This is a genomic window from Fluviispira multicolorata (genome assembly GCF_009208585.1).
GTDB classification, from domain to species: Bacteria; Bdellovibrionota_B; Oligoflexia; order Silvanigrellales; family Silvanigrellaceae; genus Silvanigrella; species Silvanigrella multicolorata.
In genome coordinates this window covers 52,727-68,544 of sequence record NZ_WFLN01000004.1, presented here as the reverse complement: position 1 = coordinate 68,544, position 15,818 = coordinate 52,727, and the positions used below count along the sequence as shown (strand labels likewise).

13 protein-coding genes are annotated in these 15,818 nt (G+C 32.3%); 3 read left to right on the top strand and 10 right to left on the bottom strand.

What is annotated here, in order from left to right; translation table 11 throughout:
- Positions 1-7: 7 nt before the first annotated feature.
- Genes GCL57_RS00360 through uppS form a run of 6 tightly spaced genes read right to left on the bottom strand, consistent with a single transcriptional unit; the run spans position 8 to position 7,552 of the window.
- Complete coding sequence (locus GCL57_RS00360) at positions 8-2,257, bottom strand: hypothetical protein (RefSeq protein ID WP_152211270.1); 2,250 nt, start codon at positions 2,255-2,257, stop codon at positions 8-10.
- A 21-nt stretch (positions 2,258-2,278) separates the two neighbouring features.
- Positions 2,279-3,355, bottom strand: a complete 1,077-nt coding sequence (locus tag GCL57_RS00355) for an aspartate-semialdehyde dehydrogenase (RefSeq protein ID WP_152211269.1) — start codon at positions 3,353-3,355, stop codon at positions 2,279-2,281.
- A gap of 23 nt (positions 3,356-3,378) precedes the next feature.
- Positions 3,379-4,290: a CDP-diacylglycerol--serine O-phosphatidyltransferase gene (gene pssA, locus GCL57_RS00350; protein WP_152211268.1), complete on the bottom strand. Its 912-nt coding sequence runs from the start codon at positions 4,288-4,290 to the stop codon at positions 3,379-3,381.
- Positions 4,287-4,925 (bottom strand): hypothetical protein, encoded by a 639-nt coding sequence (locus GCL57_RS00345; RefSeq protein WP_152211267.1) that lies wholly within the window; start codon positions 4,923-4,925, stop codon positions 4,287-4,289. The genes pssA and GCL57_RS00345 overlap by 4 nt, the downstream gene beginning before the upstream one ends.
- A gap of 15 nt (positions 4,926-4,940) precedes the next feature.
- Positions 4,941-6,755: an RIP metalloprotease RseP gene (rseP, locus tag GCL57_RS00340; RefSeq protein WP_152211266.1), complete on the bottom strand. Its 1,815-nt coding sequence runs from the start codon at positions 6,753-6,755 to the stop codon at positions 4,941-4,943.
- A gap of 20 nt (positions 6,756-6,775) precedes the next feature.
- Positions 6,776-7,552 (bottom strand): undecaprenyl pyrophosphate synthase, encoded by a 777-nt coding sequence (gene uppS, locus GCL57_RS00335; protein ID WP_152211265.1) that lies wholly within the window; start codon positions 7,550-7,552, stop codon positions 6,776-6,778.
- A 237-nt stretch (positions 7,553-7,789) separates the two neighbouring features.
- Here uppS and hisS point away from each other — a divergent pair, with 237 nt between their 5' ends.
- Both hisS and GCL57_RS00325 read left to right on the top strand, forming a co-directional pair.
- Positions 7,790-9,127 carry a histidine--tRNA ligase gene (hisS, locus tag GCL57_RS00330; protein WP_152211264.1) on the top strand — a complete coding sequence of 446 codons (1,338 nt, stop codon included), beginning with the start codon at positions 7,790-7,792 and terminating at the stop codon, positions 9,125-9,127.
- Between the two features lie 250 nt (positions 9,128-9,377).
- Positions 9,378-9,848 (top strand): hypothetical protein, encoded by a 471-nt coding sequence (locus GCL57_RS00325; RefSeq protein ID WP_152211263.1) that lies wholly within the window; start codon positions 9,378-9,380, stop codon positions 9,846-9,848.
- A 72-nt stretch (positions 9,849-9,920) separates the two neighbouring features.
- On the opposite strand, the gene GCL57_RS00320 is transcribed toward GCL57_RS00325, so the two are convergent.
- Entirely contained in the window at positions 9,921-10,946 is a 1,026-nt protein-coding gene (locus GCL57_RS00320; protein WP_152211262.1) for an adenylyltransferase/cytidyltransferase family protein, read from the bottom strand.
- A 154-nt stretch (positions 10,947-11,100) separates the two neighbouring features.
- Here GCL57_RS00320 and bamJ point away from each other — a divergent pair, with 154 nt between their 5' ends.
- Positions 11,101-11,871 (top strand): BamJ family beta-barrel-assembly machinery protein, encoded by a 771-nt coding sequence (gene bamJ, locus GCL57_RS00315; RefSeq protein ID WP_152211261.1) that lies wholly within the window; start codon positions 11,101-11,103, stop codon positions 11,869-11,871.
- 90 nt (positions 11,872-11,961) lie between these two features.
- On the opposite strand, the gene GCL57_RS00310 is transcribed toward bamJ, so the two are convergent.
- From GCL57_RS00310 to leuD, 3 genes are all read right to left on the bottom strand, one after another.
- Entirely contained in the window at positions 11,962-13,533 is a 1,572-nt protein-coding gene (locus GCL57_RS00310; RefSeq protein WP_152211260.1) for a hypothetical protein, read from the bottom strand.
- Positions 13,534-14,114: 581 nt separating this feature from the next.
- On the bottom strand, positions 14,115-15,191 hold the full coding sequence (gene leuB / locus GCL57_RS00305) for a 3-isopropylmalate dehydrogenase (RefSeq protein WP_152211259.1): 1,077 nt from the start codon (positions 15,189-15,191) through the stop codon (positions 14,115-14,117).
- Positions 15,191-15,796 carry a 3-isopropylmalate dehydratase small subunit gene (gene leuD / locus GCL57_RS00300; protein WP_152211258.1) on the bottom strand — a complete coding sequence of 202 codons (606 nt, stop codon included), beginning with the start codon at positions 15,794-15,796 and terminating at the stop codon, positions 15,191-15,193. Before leuD ends, leuB begins: the two co-directional genes overlap by 1 nt.
- Positions 15,797-15,818 lie beyond the last annotated feature (22 nt).

Below are 15,818 nucleotides of genomic sequence, written 5' to 3'. Positions count from 1 at the left end.
CCATTTATCAATTTAATAAAAAAACAAAACCAGCTTGAACAAATATACCTGTGGTAGAAATAGCGGGTGAAGGGTTTAAATTATATGAAACGGATGTTCGAAGTAAAACATCATTTAAAAGCGTTCCTAATTCCCAAGGACTTACAGATGCCAAGGTTGTCAAACTGATGTCAAGATTTGCACCAAATTCGTAAATAGGGCTCCAGACCGTTATACCAGAGGTTTGATTCGTGCCATCATTGGCTTGAGGAGCAGTTCCTGATTTAGCCTCCTCACGTAAGCGCATCATACCCACTCCAGCAAAAACTCCTGGTTGAAAATATAAAAATGAAGGATTGCGATAACGCACTGCAAAAATTGCTTCTCCCATTGCCGCATAAATACTTCTGGTAAAGTCCTGTGTGACTCCCGTGTTTGTTACAACACTATCATCACTTGAGTTTGTAAGGTAACGTCCTAGCAAGCCAACTGAAAATCCAAAATTATTTAACCAGAAAACTTGACTTGCTCCAAGTTCAAAATGAATTGTGGACTGAGATGAATAGTATTTATCATATAAATATTTATCCCCAGTGGGTAATAAAATACCTCCAGTAATAAATAATTCATAATTAGGCTGCTGGAATTCATTTGAGTTATTTTTTTTTTCTCCCGTTAATTCCTGTGCTCCAGCTTCTTGAATAAGAAGTTTTTTAAAACCAGAAAAAAAAGTTTTTAAATTTTCAGTAATATTTTTTACAAAGCCAGTTGCATGATAAATAGTTTTTCCTGAATATTCCAAAATAAAATTGGTAGCAGGTTTTAATCTCGGGTGATTATCAAGCCACACAGCCCACTTTTTTGCATGAGCATAGTAATAAGGTGTAATACCAATTGGAGTTAAATATTCATCACGTAATACGCGCCAATAAAAAACGGCTTGGCTATTCGCATTACCTGAAGCAGCCGTCACAAAAAAACAATCGCTTTGTGATTGTGGTAAGCTGGGAGTTTTTTCAGAGCTTGCCAATGGAAATTTAGCAGGAGAAACATAGCTAATTTCTGAATGAGAAAGGCTATATTTAGGAGAATTCACTTTATTAACTGTGTCATAACCACTGTTTAATGCCCACGCCATCACCCCATATATTTCTCCGTTATTTATATAACCTTTGCTCCAAGTTGAACGGGAAGAAGGAACATATACAACTTTGTAGCAACCAATGGGTGATCCATTGCTGTCGCTTGCAAAGTCAGATGGTGTTGAGAATGAAAAAGGAATTGCTGCTGTATCTGCAGTTAAGTTAGTAACTCCTGAAAGAGTGCTATCAAAAGTTAAAATACTTGCAGTTGTCGTACATGAGAGCGCAGCAGAGACACCACCTCCCTTCATAGAAATATTATAATTTGTATATGTACATGTGCTAGAAGTATTCTGCGCACTATTATTTATAGATATGGGATTGAGATAAAACTGCCAGTTGCCTGGACTTGCTTTACAGCCTGAAGCTTGTCCACTTGAATCAGAGTCAAGCCAATAAACTATTATATAACCTGATAATGTATTCGCATTTACAGATGTTAAATTCGTTCCAGCAGAATTTACATTTGCCGCTGCTAAATTTGTTGGAGGTTTTAAAGTAACAACAAAAGCGCTGTCTTGTGAATTTACCGAAATTGTTGGAGCATATAACATTGCTCCTTTATCTGCTTGCCAATAAAATTTTAGATTCGTATTTATTGTCGAACTATAAATTGGAATTATACTTAATGCATTATTTGTTTGATCTATTAAATTTGCAATACTTGTCGGTAAGGTATTACCAAGCGATGAGTCCGTAAAATATAAAGTAAGAATGACTGTTCCAACATAAATATTTGACCGAGTTCTAATTTGTGAAGCATCAATATCCATTGTTACAGGAGCATTATTAGCACTTGCTGGATAGTAATCAACAGGGTTATTTCCACTGGAATCAACAAAACGCACTCCCCAGTTTTGATCGCTATAATTAAATGAATTTCCAGTTGGATCATAGAGTTTAACGCTATAAGTTAAAACTAATTTTGAAATATTACTTTTAGCACTTAATGGAGGAGTAAAAGAAGCCGTTGAGCTGCCACTCGCATAAACAGCTACAGAGTTAGGCGAGCATGTTACGTTATCTGCTAAAGCGGTATCACAAGTGTCTAACGATAAATTGGAGCTTTGGGCATAACCCAAACTAAAACAAATACTTAAAGATAAACAAAAAAAAACTAAGAAAACTTGTTTCACAACTTTGACTCTTTCTATGCATTATTTTCTTTTTAAAGAAAGAATTGTTCCATTTAAAGCGCAAAAATTTATAATTTGAATTGCATTCAAAGCAGCTCCCTTTCTTAAATTGTCACTGACAATCCATAAAGCAATTCCATTTTCGAAAACTTCAGTTTTTCTAACTCTACTTACAAAAACATCATCTTTTCCATGAGCCTCACGAGGTGTAACAAATAATTCATAATCATCTTCTTCAAACTTTGACTTTTCATCAATCACGCTAATTCCAGAAAATTGAGACAAAGTCTCTTTTACTTGCGCTGCTGTTACTTTATTCTTAAATTCTAATGTAACAGATTCTCCATGCCCAACAAATGTAGGAACTCTAACGCTAGTTGCTGCTAAAAGTAATTTGGGATTAGCAAGAATTTTTCGTGTTTCAGAAATAATTTTAGATTCTTCGTCTGTATCACCATTTTCTAAAAGACCTGCAACATAAGGCATAACGTTAAAGGCAATTGATTTAGGGAAAATATCAGACTTACCGCATGTTAAATCTTGATTTACAAAAAAGTTTTTTGTTTCTTCGGTTAATACTTCGACTGCAGGTTTTCCTGCACCAGAAACACTTTGATAGGTCGAAACAATTGCTCTTATTAACGAAAACTTTTCATCAAGTGCTTTTAAAACCATCACTAAGGGAATCGTACAGCAGTTCGGACTTGCTATAACAGGAAATTTTGCAATTTTTTCGTAAGCTAATTGATCAGCATTTACTTCAGGAACCACAAGTGGAACTGCAGAATGAGATCTAAAAGCTGAAGATTTATCAATACAAAGAATACCTTTCTCTGCAAGTTTTGGGATATACTCTTGAGAAATTGCCGCATCTGTTGCAAATAAAATAGCATCACACTCTTGCAGAGATTCCAAATTAATTTCTTCGATTGTTACTTTAGAATTTCTAAAATTAAACACTTTCCCAGCAGAACTTCGAGAAGCATACATTTTTAATTTTTTAACTTTAAATCCAGAAAAATCATCTGCAAGGATATCAAAAGCAGTTTGCCCGACAACTCCCGTTGCACCAACAATACCAATAGTTAATTCTAACATGAATGTAAGCTCCACAAATTTAATTACGAGTCGTCTGAGTTATTTCCAGATTCAAACAATTCCTCTTCTTCTTCAGCCCGATCTTTACGAGTAAATAACCATAAAATGGGACCATGGGAACAATAAACAATAAGGAGTAATGCTAAAGAAACTGTAAATTGAATATTAAAAAACAAAGCGCAAAGAATTAAAACAGCCGCAAAAACACGGAAAGGTCTTTTCCTTGGCAAACGAATTGCCTTATGACTTATATATTCAAAAGTTGAAATCATGCCAAGGGCAAGTAAAAATGCAATAATAAGAAGAGTTGCATTTCTTACATCACTGCTCGTAATTGCTTGTGCAATTGTTACTTCCCATTGTGCGTGATCCACAAGAGTCCAACTCATAAGTTCTTGCTGAGCCATTATAAAAACAGCTAAAGGAGCAGCAGCCATAGGAATTGGAATTCCAGTAAAATTGCCATTAGCCCTTCCCATAGAACTTTGCACATTGAAACGAGCCAAACGGAGCGCTCCGCAAGCAGCATAGATAAAAGCAACACAAAAGCCCAGTCTAAAAAACTCATTTAATCCATAATTATATATAACAACGGCAGGGGCCACTCCAAATGAAACAACATCGCATAAAGAATCAAGTTGCACACCAAATGAACTCTGTGTGTGTGTTAATCGAGCAACACTGCCATCTAAACCATCACAAATACCGGCAGCAAGTATGGCATAAGCAGCAAAAACAAAATTCTGCATTTCGCCTGATATACGACCATCAATAGAATACTTAATGGCAAGCAAACCAAAAAATAGCGAGGTAGCAGTTATTAAATTTGGTAATAAATAAATGCTCGATTTTACGCCACGTCGTTTTTCATTTATTGAAGTGACATTCAGATGTGCCTTATCACTGTAGTTTTCATCACGTAAATCAGTATTCATTTATTTAATCCTTCATTTAATTTAATAACAGGGCCTGGTTCTCTCCCATACTCTGGAACAAGTGATTCTACAAATTCTCGATTATCAATTCGAGTTTGTAAAAGACTCGCAAGAAGATCAAAAAAAGTAACAAATCCTGTAGATTCATCTTCCTCTTCGTATTCACCTAATTGTTCGACAAATTCTGATTCTACAGACATTTTACGACACATTTGCAAGAGCTCAGGTGTTAAAAATGTTTTCACCGGCAAAAGATTAAGAGGAGATCCCATTTTCATTCCATTTGCAAACGCACTGCCAAGTCGAAGGCCAGTGAATGAACCAGGTCCAACTCCAACAAGCAAAGTTTTAATTTCTTGTGATTTTAGTGAAAATCTTTCCAATGTTTTTGAATATAACTTGAACAAGTTTTCTGCTGTTTTTCCCTTTACACGAGAAAAAATAAGATCTTCAAATTCAAGAAGTTCAATATTGTCCTCAACTATTTGAGTCATTTTTGAATTTTTAATGAGCGTGTAATAATCAAGTTCATTCAATGAAGATGAAAAAATAACGTCACTCTTAAAGAGAGCTATTCCAACTCCTCTTCTATGCGTAAGAATAAGAGCAAATGGAAATTCAAATTGAGAAAACACAAAATATCCTTTAATTTAAAAGCGTATCAAGCGCAAAATATCATTATAAAAGACCACCACAAAAAGTCCTAATAGAATAAGTACACCTGCACGCTGTACTCCTAACTGAACTGACTTTGGGAGCGGTTTTCCATAGGCTGCTTCAACAGCGTGCAATAGCAAGGAACCACCATCAAGTGCAGGAAAAGGCAATAGATTCATCATTCCAACATTTATACTTATAAAAGCCATAGTGAAAATAAAAGTCATGAATCCACCTTTTGCAGCATCCCCAGCAACCCCTGCAATAGCGATAGGTCCGCCTAGATTTGAAAGTGGTATGGAACCTGTTAACAGCATTTTTATACCAGTAAATGTAAGCGTCATTTGATTTAACATGGAGTGAAAACCCCTGTTAAAAGCATCCGTTACAGTTTGTGCTTTTAACAATACAGGCTTCAATGCTTTATTTTGAGTCATAAAATTAAGAGGGAAATCTAAAAAAAGCTGTTCCCGATTGAGATGGTCAAAACCATCTCTTAAAGGAATTTTACAATTTAGCAGCGCCATTGACCCATTCGCTCTAATAACACTCAGTTTTAAATCAGAAATATTTGTTTTATTTACATTTGAAACAAAGCTTTTTGCTGTTGTATCGAGCCAAATATAAAATTGAGATAGAGATAGAATCCTTCCATAGTTTTCAACAGAATAAAGTGTGTCACCTGCTTTAATACCACAATTTTTCCAAGCATCTTGGGTGGATATTAATTTATTACCTTTTGCAATTGTGGAAAATTGAGAAATGGTTTGATCAGTTGAAAGAAGATCTTTATTCCAAGTTAAATTAACAGATTTATGGGTTTGTAAAAAAAGAGATGACCATGATTTTATATTTTTATCATTTAAATTAATATTTAATTTTACGTTTTTTGCAGTTAATTTACTGTTATCAATTATTCGTTCAATTTCAATGTGAATATTTGTATTTAAATTTTCATAATAGTTATTTTGCACATTTCGAGCAAGTTCATATTCTGATAAAGTATTGCTTACCCGCTGTATTTCATTGATAACTTCAAATAAATATTCTGTTTTCTTTTCATTTATAAAAAGAATTTTATCGCCTGTTTTTAATCCTAAACTCTCAAAAAAGGAACCTTTTAGGACAACAATATTGGAAGAATTAAAAGAATTTACAATACCTATTCGGCCTACTGTTTGCTTATTCCCAAAAATAGTTTCAACTTCTTCTTTTCTAGGAATAATTTCAATATTTCTCTGTTTTCCATCTCTCTCAATAATAATATTTAAATTTTTTTCCGCATTTTTTGTAATAATTGTTGATAGTTGAACCCAGCTTGAAATTTCTTTATCATCAATTGAAAGTATTTTATCACCCGTTACAAAACCAGATCTTTCTGCTACAGAATTAGGTAGTACAGATATTATTGGAAGTTCTTGTGGTATTCCTGAAATGCTCATTCCAGTTAATAATACAAAACTTAATACAAAATTCGCTAACGGTCCTGCAAAAGAAACTATGGCTCTTTTGTAAACTTTTGCATGTAAAATTGATTTTTCTCGGTGTTCTATGGGTATATTTTCTTCAATATCTGCGCCATAAAAGCGGACATAACCACCCAAAGGAAACCAATTTATTCGGTAATCTGTTGTCCCTTTTTTTATTGAGAACGCTTTTGGACCAAAGCCAATACTAAATTCTTCTACTTGTATTCCAAAAATTTTACCTGCAATAAAATGTCCAAGTTCATGAACAAAGACAACAATTCCTATGAGTAAAATAAATGCAATAATTGTGTTAGAAAATATTGCCTGAAGAACTTCCATCTTCACGATCCTTTCTCTTCTTAGCGAAGAGCCATGTTTAGTGTTTTTTCGGCCAATTGCTCCGACGTCCGGCCAAATCTTCTCTCTCTTAAAGAATACATTTGTAACAATTCTACCATTTTTAAAGAATCAAAATCAGGCCATAAGATATTGTCAAAAAAGAGTTCAGCATAAGCAAGCTGCCACAATAAAAAATTACTCACTCTTAATTCGCCACTTGTCCGAATAAACATATCAAGGGGTGGAAGACCTTGTGTATCTAAAGAATCTTCAAATATTTTTTCATCTATTTCATCAATATTAAGTTCGGAATTTTGAACTTTATTTATAACTTTATGAACTGCTCGTAATATTTCTCTCTGTGCACCATAACTTAATGCAACACATAAATGTAAACCCGTATTTTTTTCAGTATTCTTTTCAAGGTTTTCAATAAGTCCGATTATATCAGGTGAAAGTTTTGCTCGATCTCCAATGACCCTAAATTGAACATTTTTCTCGACAATTCTTTTATGTTCTTTACGAATATACCATCTCAGAAGCCCCATAATTCCACCGACTTCATCTTCCGGTCTACGCCAGTTTTCATCTGAGAAAGCAAATAGAGTTAATGCCTCAATACCTAAATTCCCGCACAGTTCAGTAATTTCTTGAACTCTTTCAACACCTTTATGATGCCCAGAGATACGTGGTAACATACGCTTTGTAGCCCAACGCCCATTCCCATCCATGACAATTCCAACATGACGGGGTAGTTTAAGGGGGTTTAAGTTCCATTTATCGCAATAACTATTCATGATTTATGCCTGTGAAAAAACTACTATGTTAGACAAATAAACACGTCAATGATAACTTAATCTCAGTGTTTGACGATTCGCAATATAACGAAACTGCAATCTGACACACATAAATACTCGAGATCAAGCTCCGGGTGAAGTAGATTTTAAAAATTGACAGCCTCAATCTATGTCATTAGTTTATAAAAAGCTCTTTGGGGCTCATTTTTAGACAGACTTCTTAGGAACGATAAAATTATGGTAAATGATAATCAAAAAATAAAAAAAACGAATTTAAGCACGCAAGGATACCGAGGGACTCGAGATTTTTATCCAGAAGATCAACGCTTAAAAAATTATGTTTATACTAAAATTCACACCGTTTTAAAATCTTTTGGTTATGAAGAATATAATGGCCCTATTGTTGAACATCTTGAGCTTTACGCTGCAAAGTCGAGCGAAGAAATTGTACGCGAACAACTTTATTCATTTAAAGACAAAGGTGACAGAGTGCTTGCCATACGTCCAGAAATGACACCAACATTAGCACGTATGGTCGCTGCAAAGCAAAGAGAACTGCCTCGCCCAATTCGTTGGTATAGCATCCCAACCTGTATGCGATTTGAACGTCCTCAACGAGGGCGCTTACGTGAATTCGATCAACTTAATGTTGACATATTCGGCGGCAACCCACTCGATGAAGATATTGAAATTATTCTCACTGCAATTGAAGTTTTGAAAAGTGTGGGAGCAACACTTGAGCAATTTGAGGTCAAAGTAAACCACAGAGGAATTATTAATTCATTTCTGAGTTTAAATATTAAGGCGCCCAAAGAATTAATACCACAAATACTTCGCTTACTTGATAAGAAAGAAAAAATGTCGTCTGAAGCTTTTCAGACAGAGTGTAAAAAAATTGAGCTGAATGAAAAACAAATAAATCAATTAGAAAAATTTATTCATTCTTCTATCGAAGATATTATAATTATATTAGGTGAAAATGGAAATGATGCAATTGAACTTAAAAAAAGAATTGATATTTTAAATGAACTCACTCAATCAAATTGTGTAAAGTTTTCTCCTGAAATAATGAGAGGATTTGATTATTATACAGGCATGGTTTTTGAAGTTTTTGACAAACATCCTGAAAACAATCGATCTTTATTTGGTGGCGGTCGTTATGACAATTTAGTCGGTGCTTTTGGGACAGAAGAACTTCCAGGTATTGGCTATGGCATGGGTGATGTGGCTATTTTAAATTTTATGGAATCAAATAATCTTACCCCAAAATTAAAAAAAGAAACCGATGTCTGTGTCATTCGCTTCTCCGAAAATGATAGGCTTGAAGCTTTAAAAATAACTTCAAATTTAAGAAGTCTTGGCATAAAAGTCGAAGCACCTGTTGTAGTAAGTAAGTTTGGAAAACAAATTCAAAGTGCTGAAAAATCAGGAGCTAAAGCCGTTGTTTTCCGCGGAAATGAAGAATTACAAAATAATTTATTTGCTGTAAAGTGGCTTGCGACTGCTGAACAAGAAACTTTTCCAAATAAAGCTGATGGATATTTAAATTTCTTTGAAAAATTAAAAAATAGTTAAATATAAAAAACAAGACAAATATAGCAAATACCTCAATTATATTATTTGTTCTAAAAAATTTAAATTAATATATATAATCTATTTAATAAAAAAAAGAATATTACAAATTCTTAGCTGATATTATTCTACAAAGGAATTATTATTCCAATAAAAACAAATCAGAAAAAAAAATTTCATTTATAATTTGACATATAATTTTAGATATGTAATTCACTATCAATAACACTATATAAAACAGAGGAAATTTTCTATGAAAATATTTATATCAATTGCAAGTGCTACATTATTTTTTTTAGGCTTTAGTGGAAATTCTTTTGCTCAGCCAGAATTTTTATCAAATAATAGCTATGATTCTTCTGTTAGTATTATTCCAAAAGGACGTTATGATACAAAAATGGTATCAACAAAATATGGATTTCACGAAGTGACCATAGATGAAAATAATGAGATTTCAATTTCTCATGACAATATTAACTGCAGATTAGATGTTTTTGGAAAACAAAGTTTTGTCTGCACAAGAATAGCTCCGATAGAATACAATGGAAAAGCAATTCTCTTTGAAACTTCATTTGATGGTTTCAGTAAAACTTATAAAGTAAAAAATTCGCCTTTTGGAATTGTTCTTGAAAAAAATAAAATTACACGTCTCGTTCAGTTTTATGAAGATCTAAATAATACTGATAATGTTGAATATGCCGCTGAACTCCATAAAATAAAATAGAGGCCGTCCTAATAAATAAATTTTAATGAGTTAAAAATCTATCTAAAAGGTAAAAGGCGGTAAGACAACATTTTAATTATTTCTCAAAAACCATTGTATAATTTGAAAGAAGTCAGAGTAAAAGCAATTCTCTTTTAGATAAACATCATCGTAAAGTACCCATTCTACTTCAGCAATATTTTTTCCTGCCGTTACTTTAGGAAAAGGTATTTCCTTTATCTCAAAGAACAGAGTGTGCGAAACAGATTTTTCAAGGGGATTGCGCTCAGCATAGTCAAATGTTCCTTCTTTTTTATAACAATCTCTTAATTTTTCTGTACTGATATTTAAGCCTGTTTCTTCCTTAAGTCCTCTTGAAATGCAATCAAAATAAGACTCTTGTGGCATTGGATTTGCTTCTGGAAGTGAATAAAGCCCCTGAGATAATATTTCTTTTCTTTTAACAAATAAAAAATACCCTCCACACATAATCAATGCATTGCAGACTGTTTTTTCAGCACCTTTTTTTATATGCACTTTTAAAGATTCAAGTGCATTGAATTTTGCTTTAAGCACCTTAAAATTTGCAGATTTCTTATATTTTTGCAAAAATGGAATAATTTTTTCAGGAATATTATCGTATAGTGATTTTTTATAGTGCTCTAAAAAATAATTTATTCTAAAATCAGTTGCATTGACATCCTGATAGTTGCCTGTTTCCATAAAATTCCACTGCGGAAAAAGACGCAAATAATAAGAAGAAGAGTCTTTTTCATGGCCAATTAAAGCAATAGATTTTCCAAATCCAACCTTTTTTTCAACCTCATTTATTATATTGCTTTTCCATATTTCTTCATTATATAATCTATCCCTTATACAAATAAATTTTATCTTTTTAAGCTGAGCTTGACTCAACGCAGACTGGATCATTGCTATCCTTTCTTCAGCACTCCATGGCCCTCGAACTGAAGATGACAAACGATAGCTTCCTAAAACGATAATAAGTTGTTTTGAGTTGCGTAATGCAATTTTAACACTGTTTACATGGCCTTTATGGAATGGTTGAAATCGACCTATAAATACGGTTGCATCATAAATAATTGAATTTTGCTTTTGCATGCATTCTCTCCTATTTCACTTAAACATTTTACCACTTACTATAGAAAATTCAGGAGTTCTAATGCTTGACACTTATATACAACAGTAATACAGTCTTGCAATCATTCGTTTGTCTACGAATGCCGTATTTCTAATCATAAGAAGGAACTCTGTCATGAAGATTGCTTCAACAAAAAAGTGGGCACTTGTTGCAGCCCTTGCATGTTTACCTGTGACCTCACTTACAGCAAGTGCAACGACACCCATCCCTCAAACTGCAAAGAAAAGCACAATGACATTCAAAAGCGACGAAGAAAAAGCAGGCTATATCATTGGCCATCAGTTTGCATCAAGCATTAAAGGCTCCGAATTTAAAATCAATAAGATTGCATTGACTAAAGCATTTGAAGATGGATTAAGTGGAAAAAAATCTGATCTCACTGATCAAGAATCACAAGAGTTCATGCAAAAATATTTGACAGAACAACAAAAAATCATCAGCGATAAAAATTTAAAAGCAGGTGAAGAATACTTAAATAAGAATAAAAAAGAAAAAGGCGTGGTCACACTTCCAAGCGGATTACAATATAAAATTGTCTCCGAAGGAAAAGGCAATAAGCCAAAAGCAACTGACACCGTCACAGTTAACTATGAAGGCACTTTAATAAACGGTAAGGTGTTTGATAGTTCTTATGAACGCGGACAACCAGCAACTTTCCCTGTAAATGGAGTTATTAAAGGTTGGACTGAAGCCCTTCAACTTATGCCAGAAGGCTCCACTTGGATGCTCTACATCCCTGCAGCACTTGCTTATGGTGCACAGGCTCCCTCACAAAATATTGGACCAAATGCAACTTTAATTTTTAAAGTAAATCTTGTTTCCATCGCAAAACCAGCTGCTCAAGCACCAGCCCCAGCAAAAGCAGCAGAGAATCTTAAGAAATAAGAACAATTCTTACGGCATTTCAATCAAAAAAGACACCCTCTATTTGGATGTCTTTTTTGATTTATTTTTTAAAAAATATTAATTTTTCAATTAAAGATATAAATTATTCTGACGCGAATCAGATATAAATTTAAAATCATTTCCAAATGCATCAAAACCTTCCATAGTTAATTTAAAATACACATCGGCCGAAACATGTGTACAACCATAGCAATAGCTTTGAGTAATTAAAGCAAGATCATTTGCTTGAAAAGATGCTAAACTAAAATAGGAATCATCAATTATAATGCTATCTATATTATTAGGTTTATGTTTTAAAGAAACAAGATCGAGCAGACCAAATTTTCTACCATAATTATAATTATAATTAATAGGCATTTCATAATTATCACCTGTTTTGTAATTAATACTAAAATCTCCATGATTATATATAGGTATTAAATTAAATTTTTCTTTCTTAAACTTTAAAGGTCTTAAACCCGTAGTTTGATGCTCACCAAAAGTTGTATCTGTCAAAGAAAAACTTTTTAAGCGATAATGATATAAGTTAGGATAATTTTCTACTTTTGGAGAAACTTTAATAACGGAACGAGTTGAAGCCGTAAAACCAAAATTTGTACTTTTTTCTTGAACAAGATGAAATAAATTTTCTGTCGGATAGATAATTTTATCAAAACTATGTAAATTTAGGTAACCATTATCACTTGTTTGTATAGACTTGATTTCACCTTTTCTATTAATATAATCAATCTTTCCTCCAATTATAATATTTTCACCTCCATTACTGGAACTAAAAAAGAGTTTGTGCTCAGAATATGAATGATTAGTTGGTGACTTCATACAACGTGAAAATTTATTTTTCTTATTGAGCACATTATACGTACCCTTTTCATTATATTTAGTAATAAACTGATTTGTATTCCCACGTCTCACAAAAATTTGAACAGCTCCATAAACTTCATCATAGTTGACATTTACTTTTTTATAATTGGTATCTGTAATGTTAAGTGTTAGAAAAATAGGAATATTATGATTTCCATTTGCATAAATTATTTTATCAGCACAAACTGTCCCAATGTTTAAAGATGAATAAACTTCATCGAATTGTGAAAGATTAATAACATTTTTAGGGATTGTTCTATATTTTAGCTTCTTTAAATTTAATATTTTATCACCTTGACCATAAGAATAAATAATTTTTAAATCAATCTCTCCATTCTGTTCAAGGGAGTCCGGTGAAAAATTAACTTTATAAATACAGCTTTGCGATGGATGAAGTTCGCCCATACAAGTTTCATTTTGTAATTGCAAAGGTAAAGGCAATTGCAGAGGCTCAATTTTCAGTAATTCACTGCTGCTTGTATTTGTAATAGTTACAATTGCCTCATCCTGTTTACCCAAATGCGAAATTAAAGATTGAGTTGAAATTTGATATTTTATATTTGAAATATCTGAAGAGTTTATATTACTTACATTTGACTCACTCTCTTTTATTTCACTCATTTCATTCATTTCACTTACTTCCTCAAAAGCACTTTTAATACTTGGCGCAAATAAAGAAGAATTACTTTCCAATGAACTAGAAAAAACTTGAGATGAGTAAAGGAACAAGGAGAAAATGAGCATTAAATTAGGTAACAAATTATCTCTGGTTCTTATCATTTGCTTCTCCATTTATAAATAACTGTTTTATTTAATTAAACTTATTAGTATTTAAAATAATTTGTATTTTAAATAAGTCAGTAAAAATTCATACCCATCTCTCCTTTTTTCACAAATTAAATACGCCTTATTAAAATATAAATAAGTTTAATTAAATAAAGATATTAAAATCCTTTTATAAAATTGAATTAAAATGTTTTCCTCTGTTCACTCTTTCATTACCAATTACACTTTATAAAATAAAATTTAAAAACACAATTATAAATTATATTTTTTTTGATCAATTTAATAACAACTTATTAATTAACCAATAAAATTAATAATAATAGACAGTTAAAAGCAGTCTTAACAATCTATATAAATAAAAATGAATACAATACAGTTCTGAAAATCGTATAAATTGATTGATTTTTTAATTCTCACTCAAGTCAAGCGATATCTTAAATATTTTTCTTAAAAAGTCAAAATATTATGTAAAAAAAATAATTATTTAAACAATTTTTTAATTTAAGTTTTAAATGAAAGGAAAGTTAAAAGTGTAGAATTTCTTTTAGTATTGTTAGTTCATTCAAAGTTATTTTTTAAATAAATTCTATTATTCGATTTGTCATCTCTTCTGTTGTTACTGTTTCAGTCTTATTAGCAGAAATATCGCATGTTCTATAACCTGCTTGCAAAGCTTTTTGCACAGCATTTTCAATACATGAAGCTTCTTCTATCAGTTCGAAAGACTGTCTTAAAAGCATTGCAAGTGACATAATTTGTGCAATTGGATTTGCAATGTTTTTCCCTGCGATATCAGGAGCAGACCCCCCTGATGGCTCAAAAAGCCCGAAACCTTTTTCATTGAAGCTTGCTGAAGGCATTAACCCTAAGCTTCCTGGGAAAGCAGCTGCAGCATCTGAAAGAATATCTCCAAATAAATTTGCAGTCACAATAACGTCAAACTGACAAGGATTTATAAAGAACTGCATTGCGCAATTATCAACTAACATGTGCTCTAACGTTACAGTGGGATACTGCTTTCCAATTTCCGTTAACACTTCTCGCCATAGTTTTGAAGTGTCAAGAACATTGGCTTTATCAACAGATGTTACCTTATTCTTGCGCATAAGAGCTAATTTAAAACTTTGATGGGCGACGATTTCAATCTGCTTTTCATCATACTCAGCTGTATCTATGGCTTTTCTCAATTGATTTTCAATATATGTTCTATGCTCTCCAAAATATATATCTCCTAAAAGCTCGCGAACAATCACAATATCAATACCATTTTTAATAATGGAGTCTTTTAAAGGACAAATATCTTTAAGTTCAGCATAAACTTTCGCAGGACGAATATTAGAACTAAATTGAAATTCCTTACGCAGAGAAAGAATTGAATTTTTTTCACAATTCTTCCATTTTTCATGATGAGATTCATTGACGGGACCTCCAACCGAACCAAACAGAATAGCATGGGAGCGTTGGCAAATAAACTTTGTCGCTTCAGGGAAATGAGTGCCAAATTTATCGTATGCTGAGCCACCTATAAGACCTTGTAAAACTTCAAACTGATGATTAAATTTTTTTTCTATAGTATTTAACACTCGTATGGTTTGCTCCATCACTTCGGGACCAATTCCATCTCCGGCCAAAACTGCAATTGTTTTATTCATTATATAGACCTATTTAGTTTGGGTATAATATTTTTATTGCTTTGCTCTTGTTTGATTTTTATTACTTTATCTTTAAATGAACGAAGATATTCAATTTCATCAAACCCATTTATAAAACATGACTTTTGAAAATCATCCATATTGAATGAAAAAGAATCACCACATGAAGATTGAATTTTAGATTCAGCTAAATTAATTTCTAAAATATAGTCATTTATTTTAGATTTTTGAATTATTTTTTTCACTTCATCTTCAGTTAGCTTTATAAGAACAAGTCTATTTTTAAGACTATTTCCTGCAAAAATATCTGCAAAAGAATTTGCTATGATAACTTGAATTCCATACTCTTTTAATGCCCAAACAGCATGCTCTCGCGAAGAACCACAACCAAAATTATTTTGTGTAACTAAAACATTTGCACCACTGTATTTTTGTAAATTAAAAACAAAGTCTTTTGAACTCTCTCTTAAGCGCTTAAATAAATTTTCTCCGTATCCTTTTCGAACGACCGATGTCAGATATTGTGCTGGAATAATTAAATCTGTATCCACATCATTCATTTCTAAGGGGATACACTTCCCTGAAATATATGTTGTTTTTTCCATATTAAAATAACTTTCTTATAGA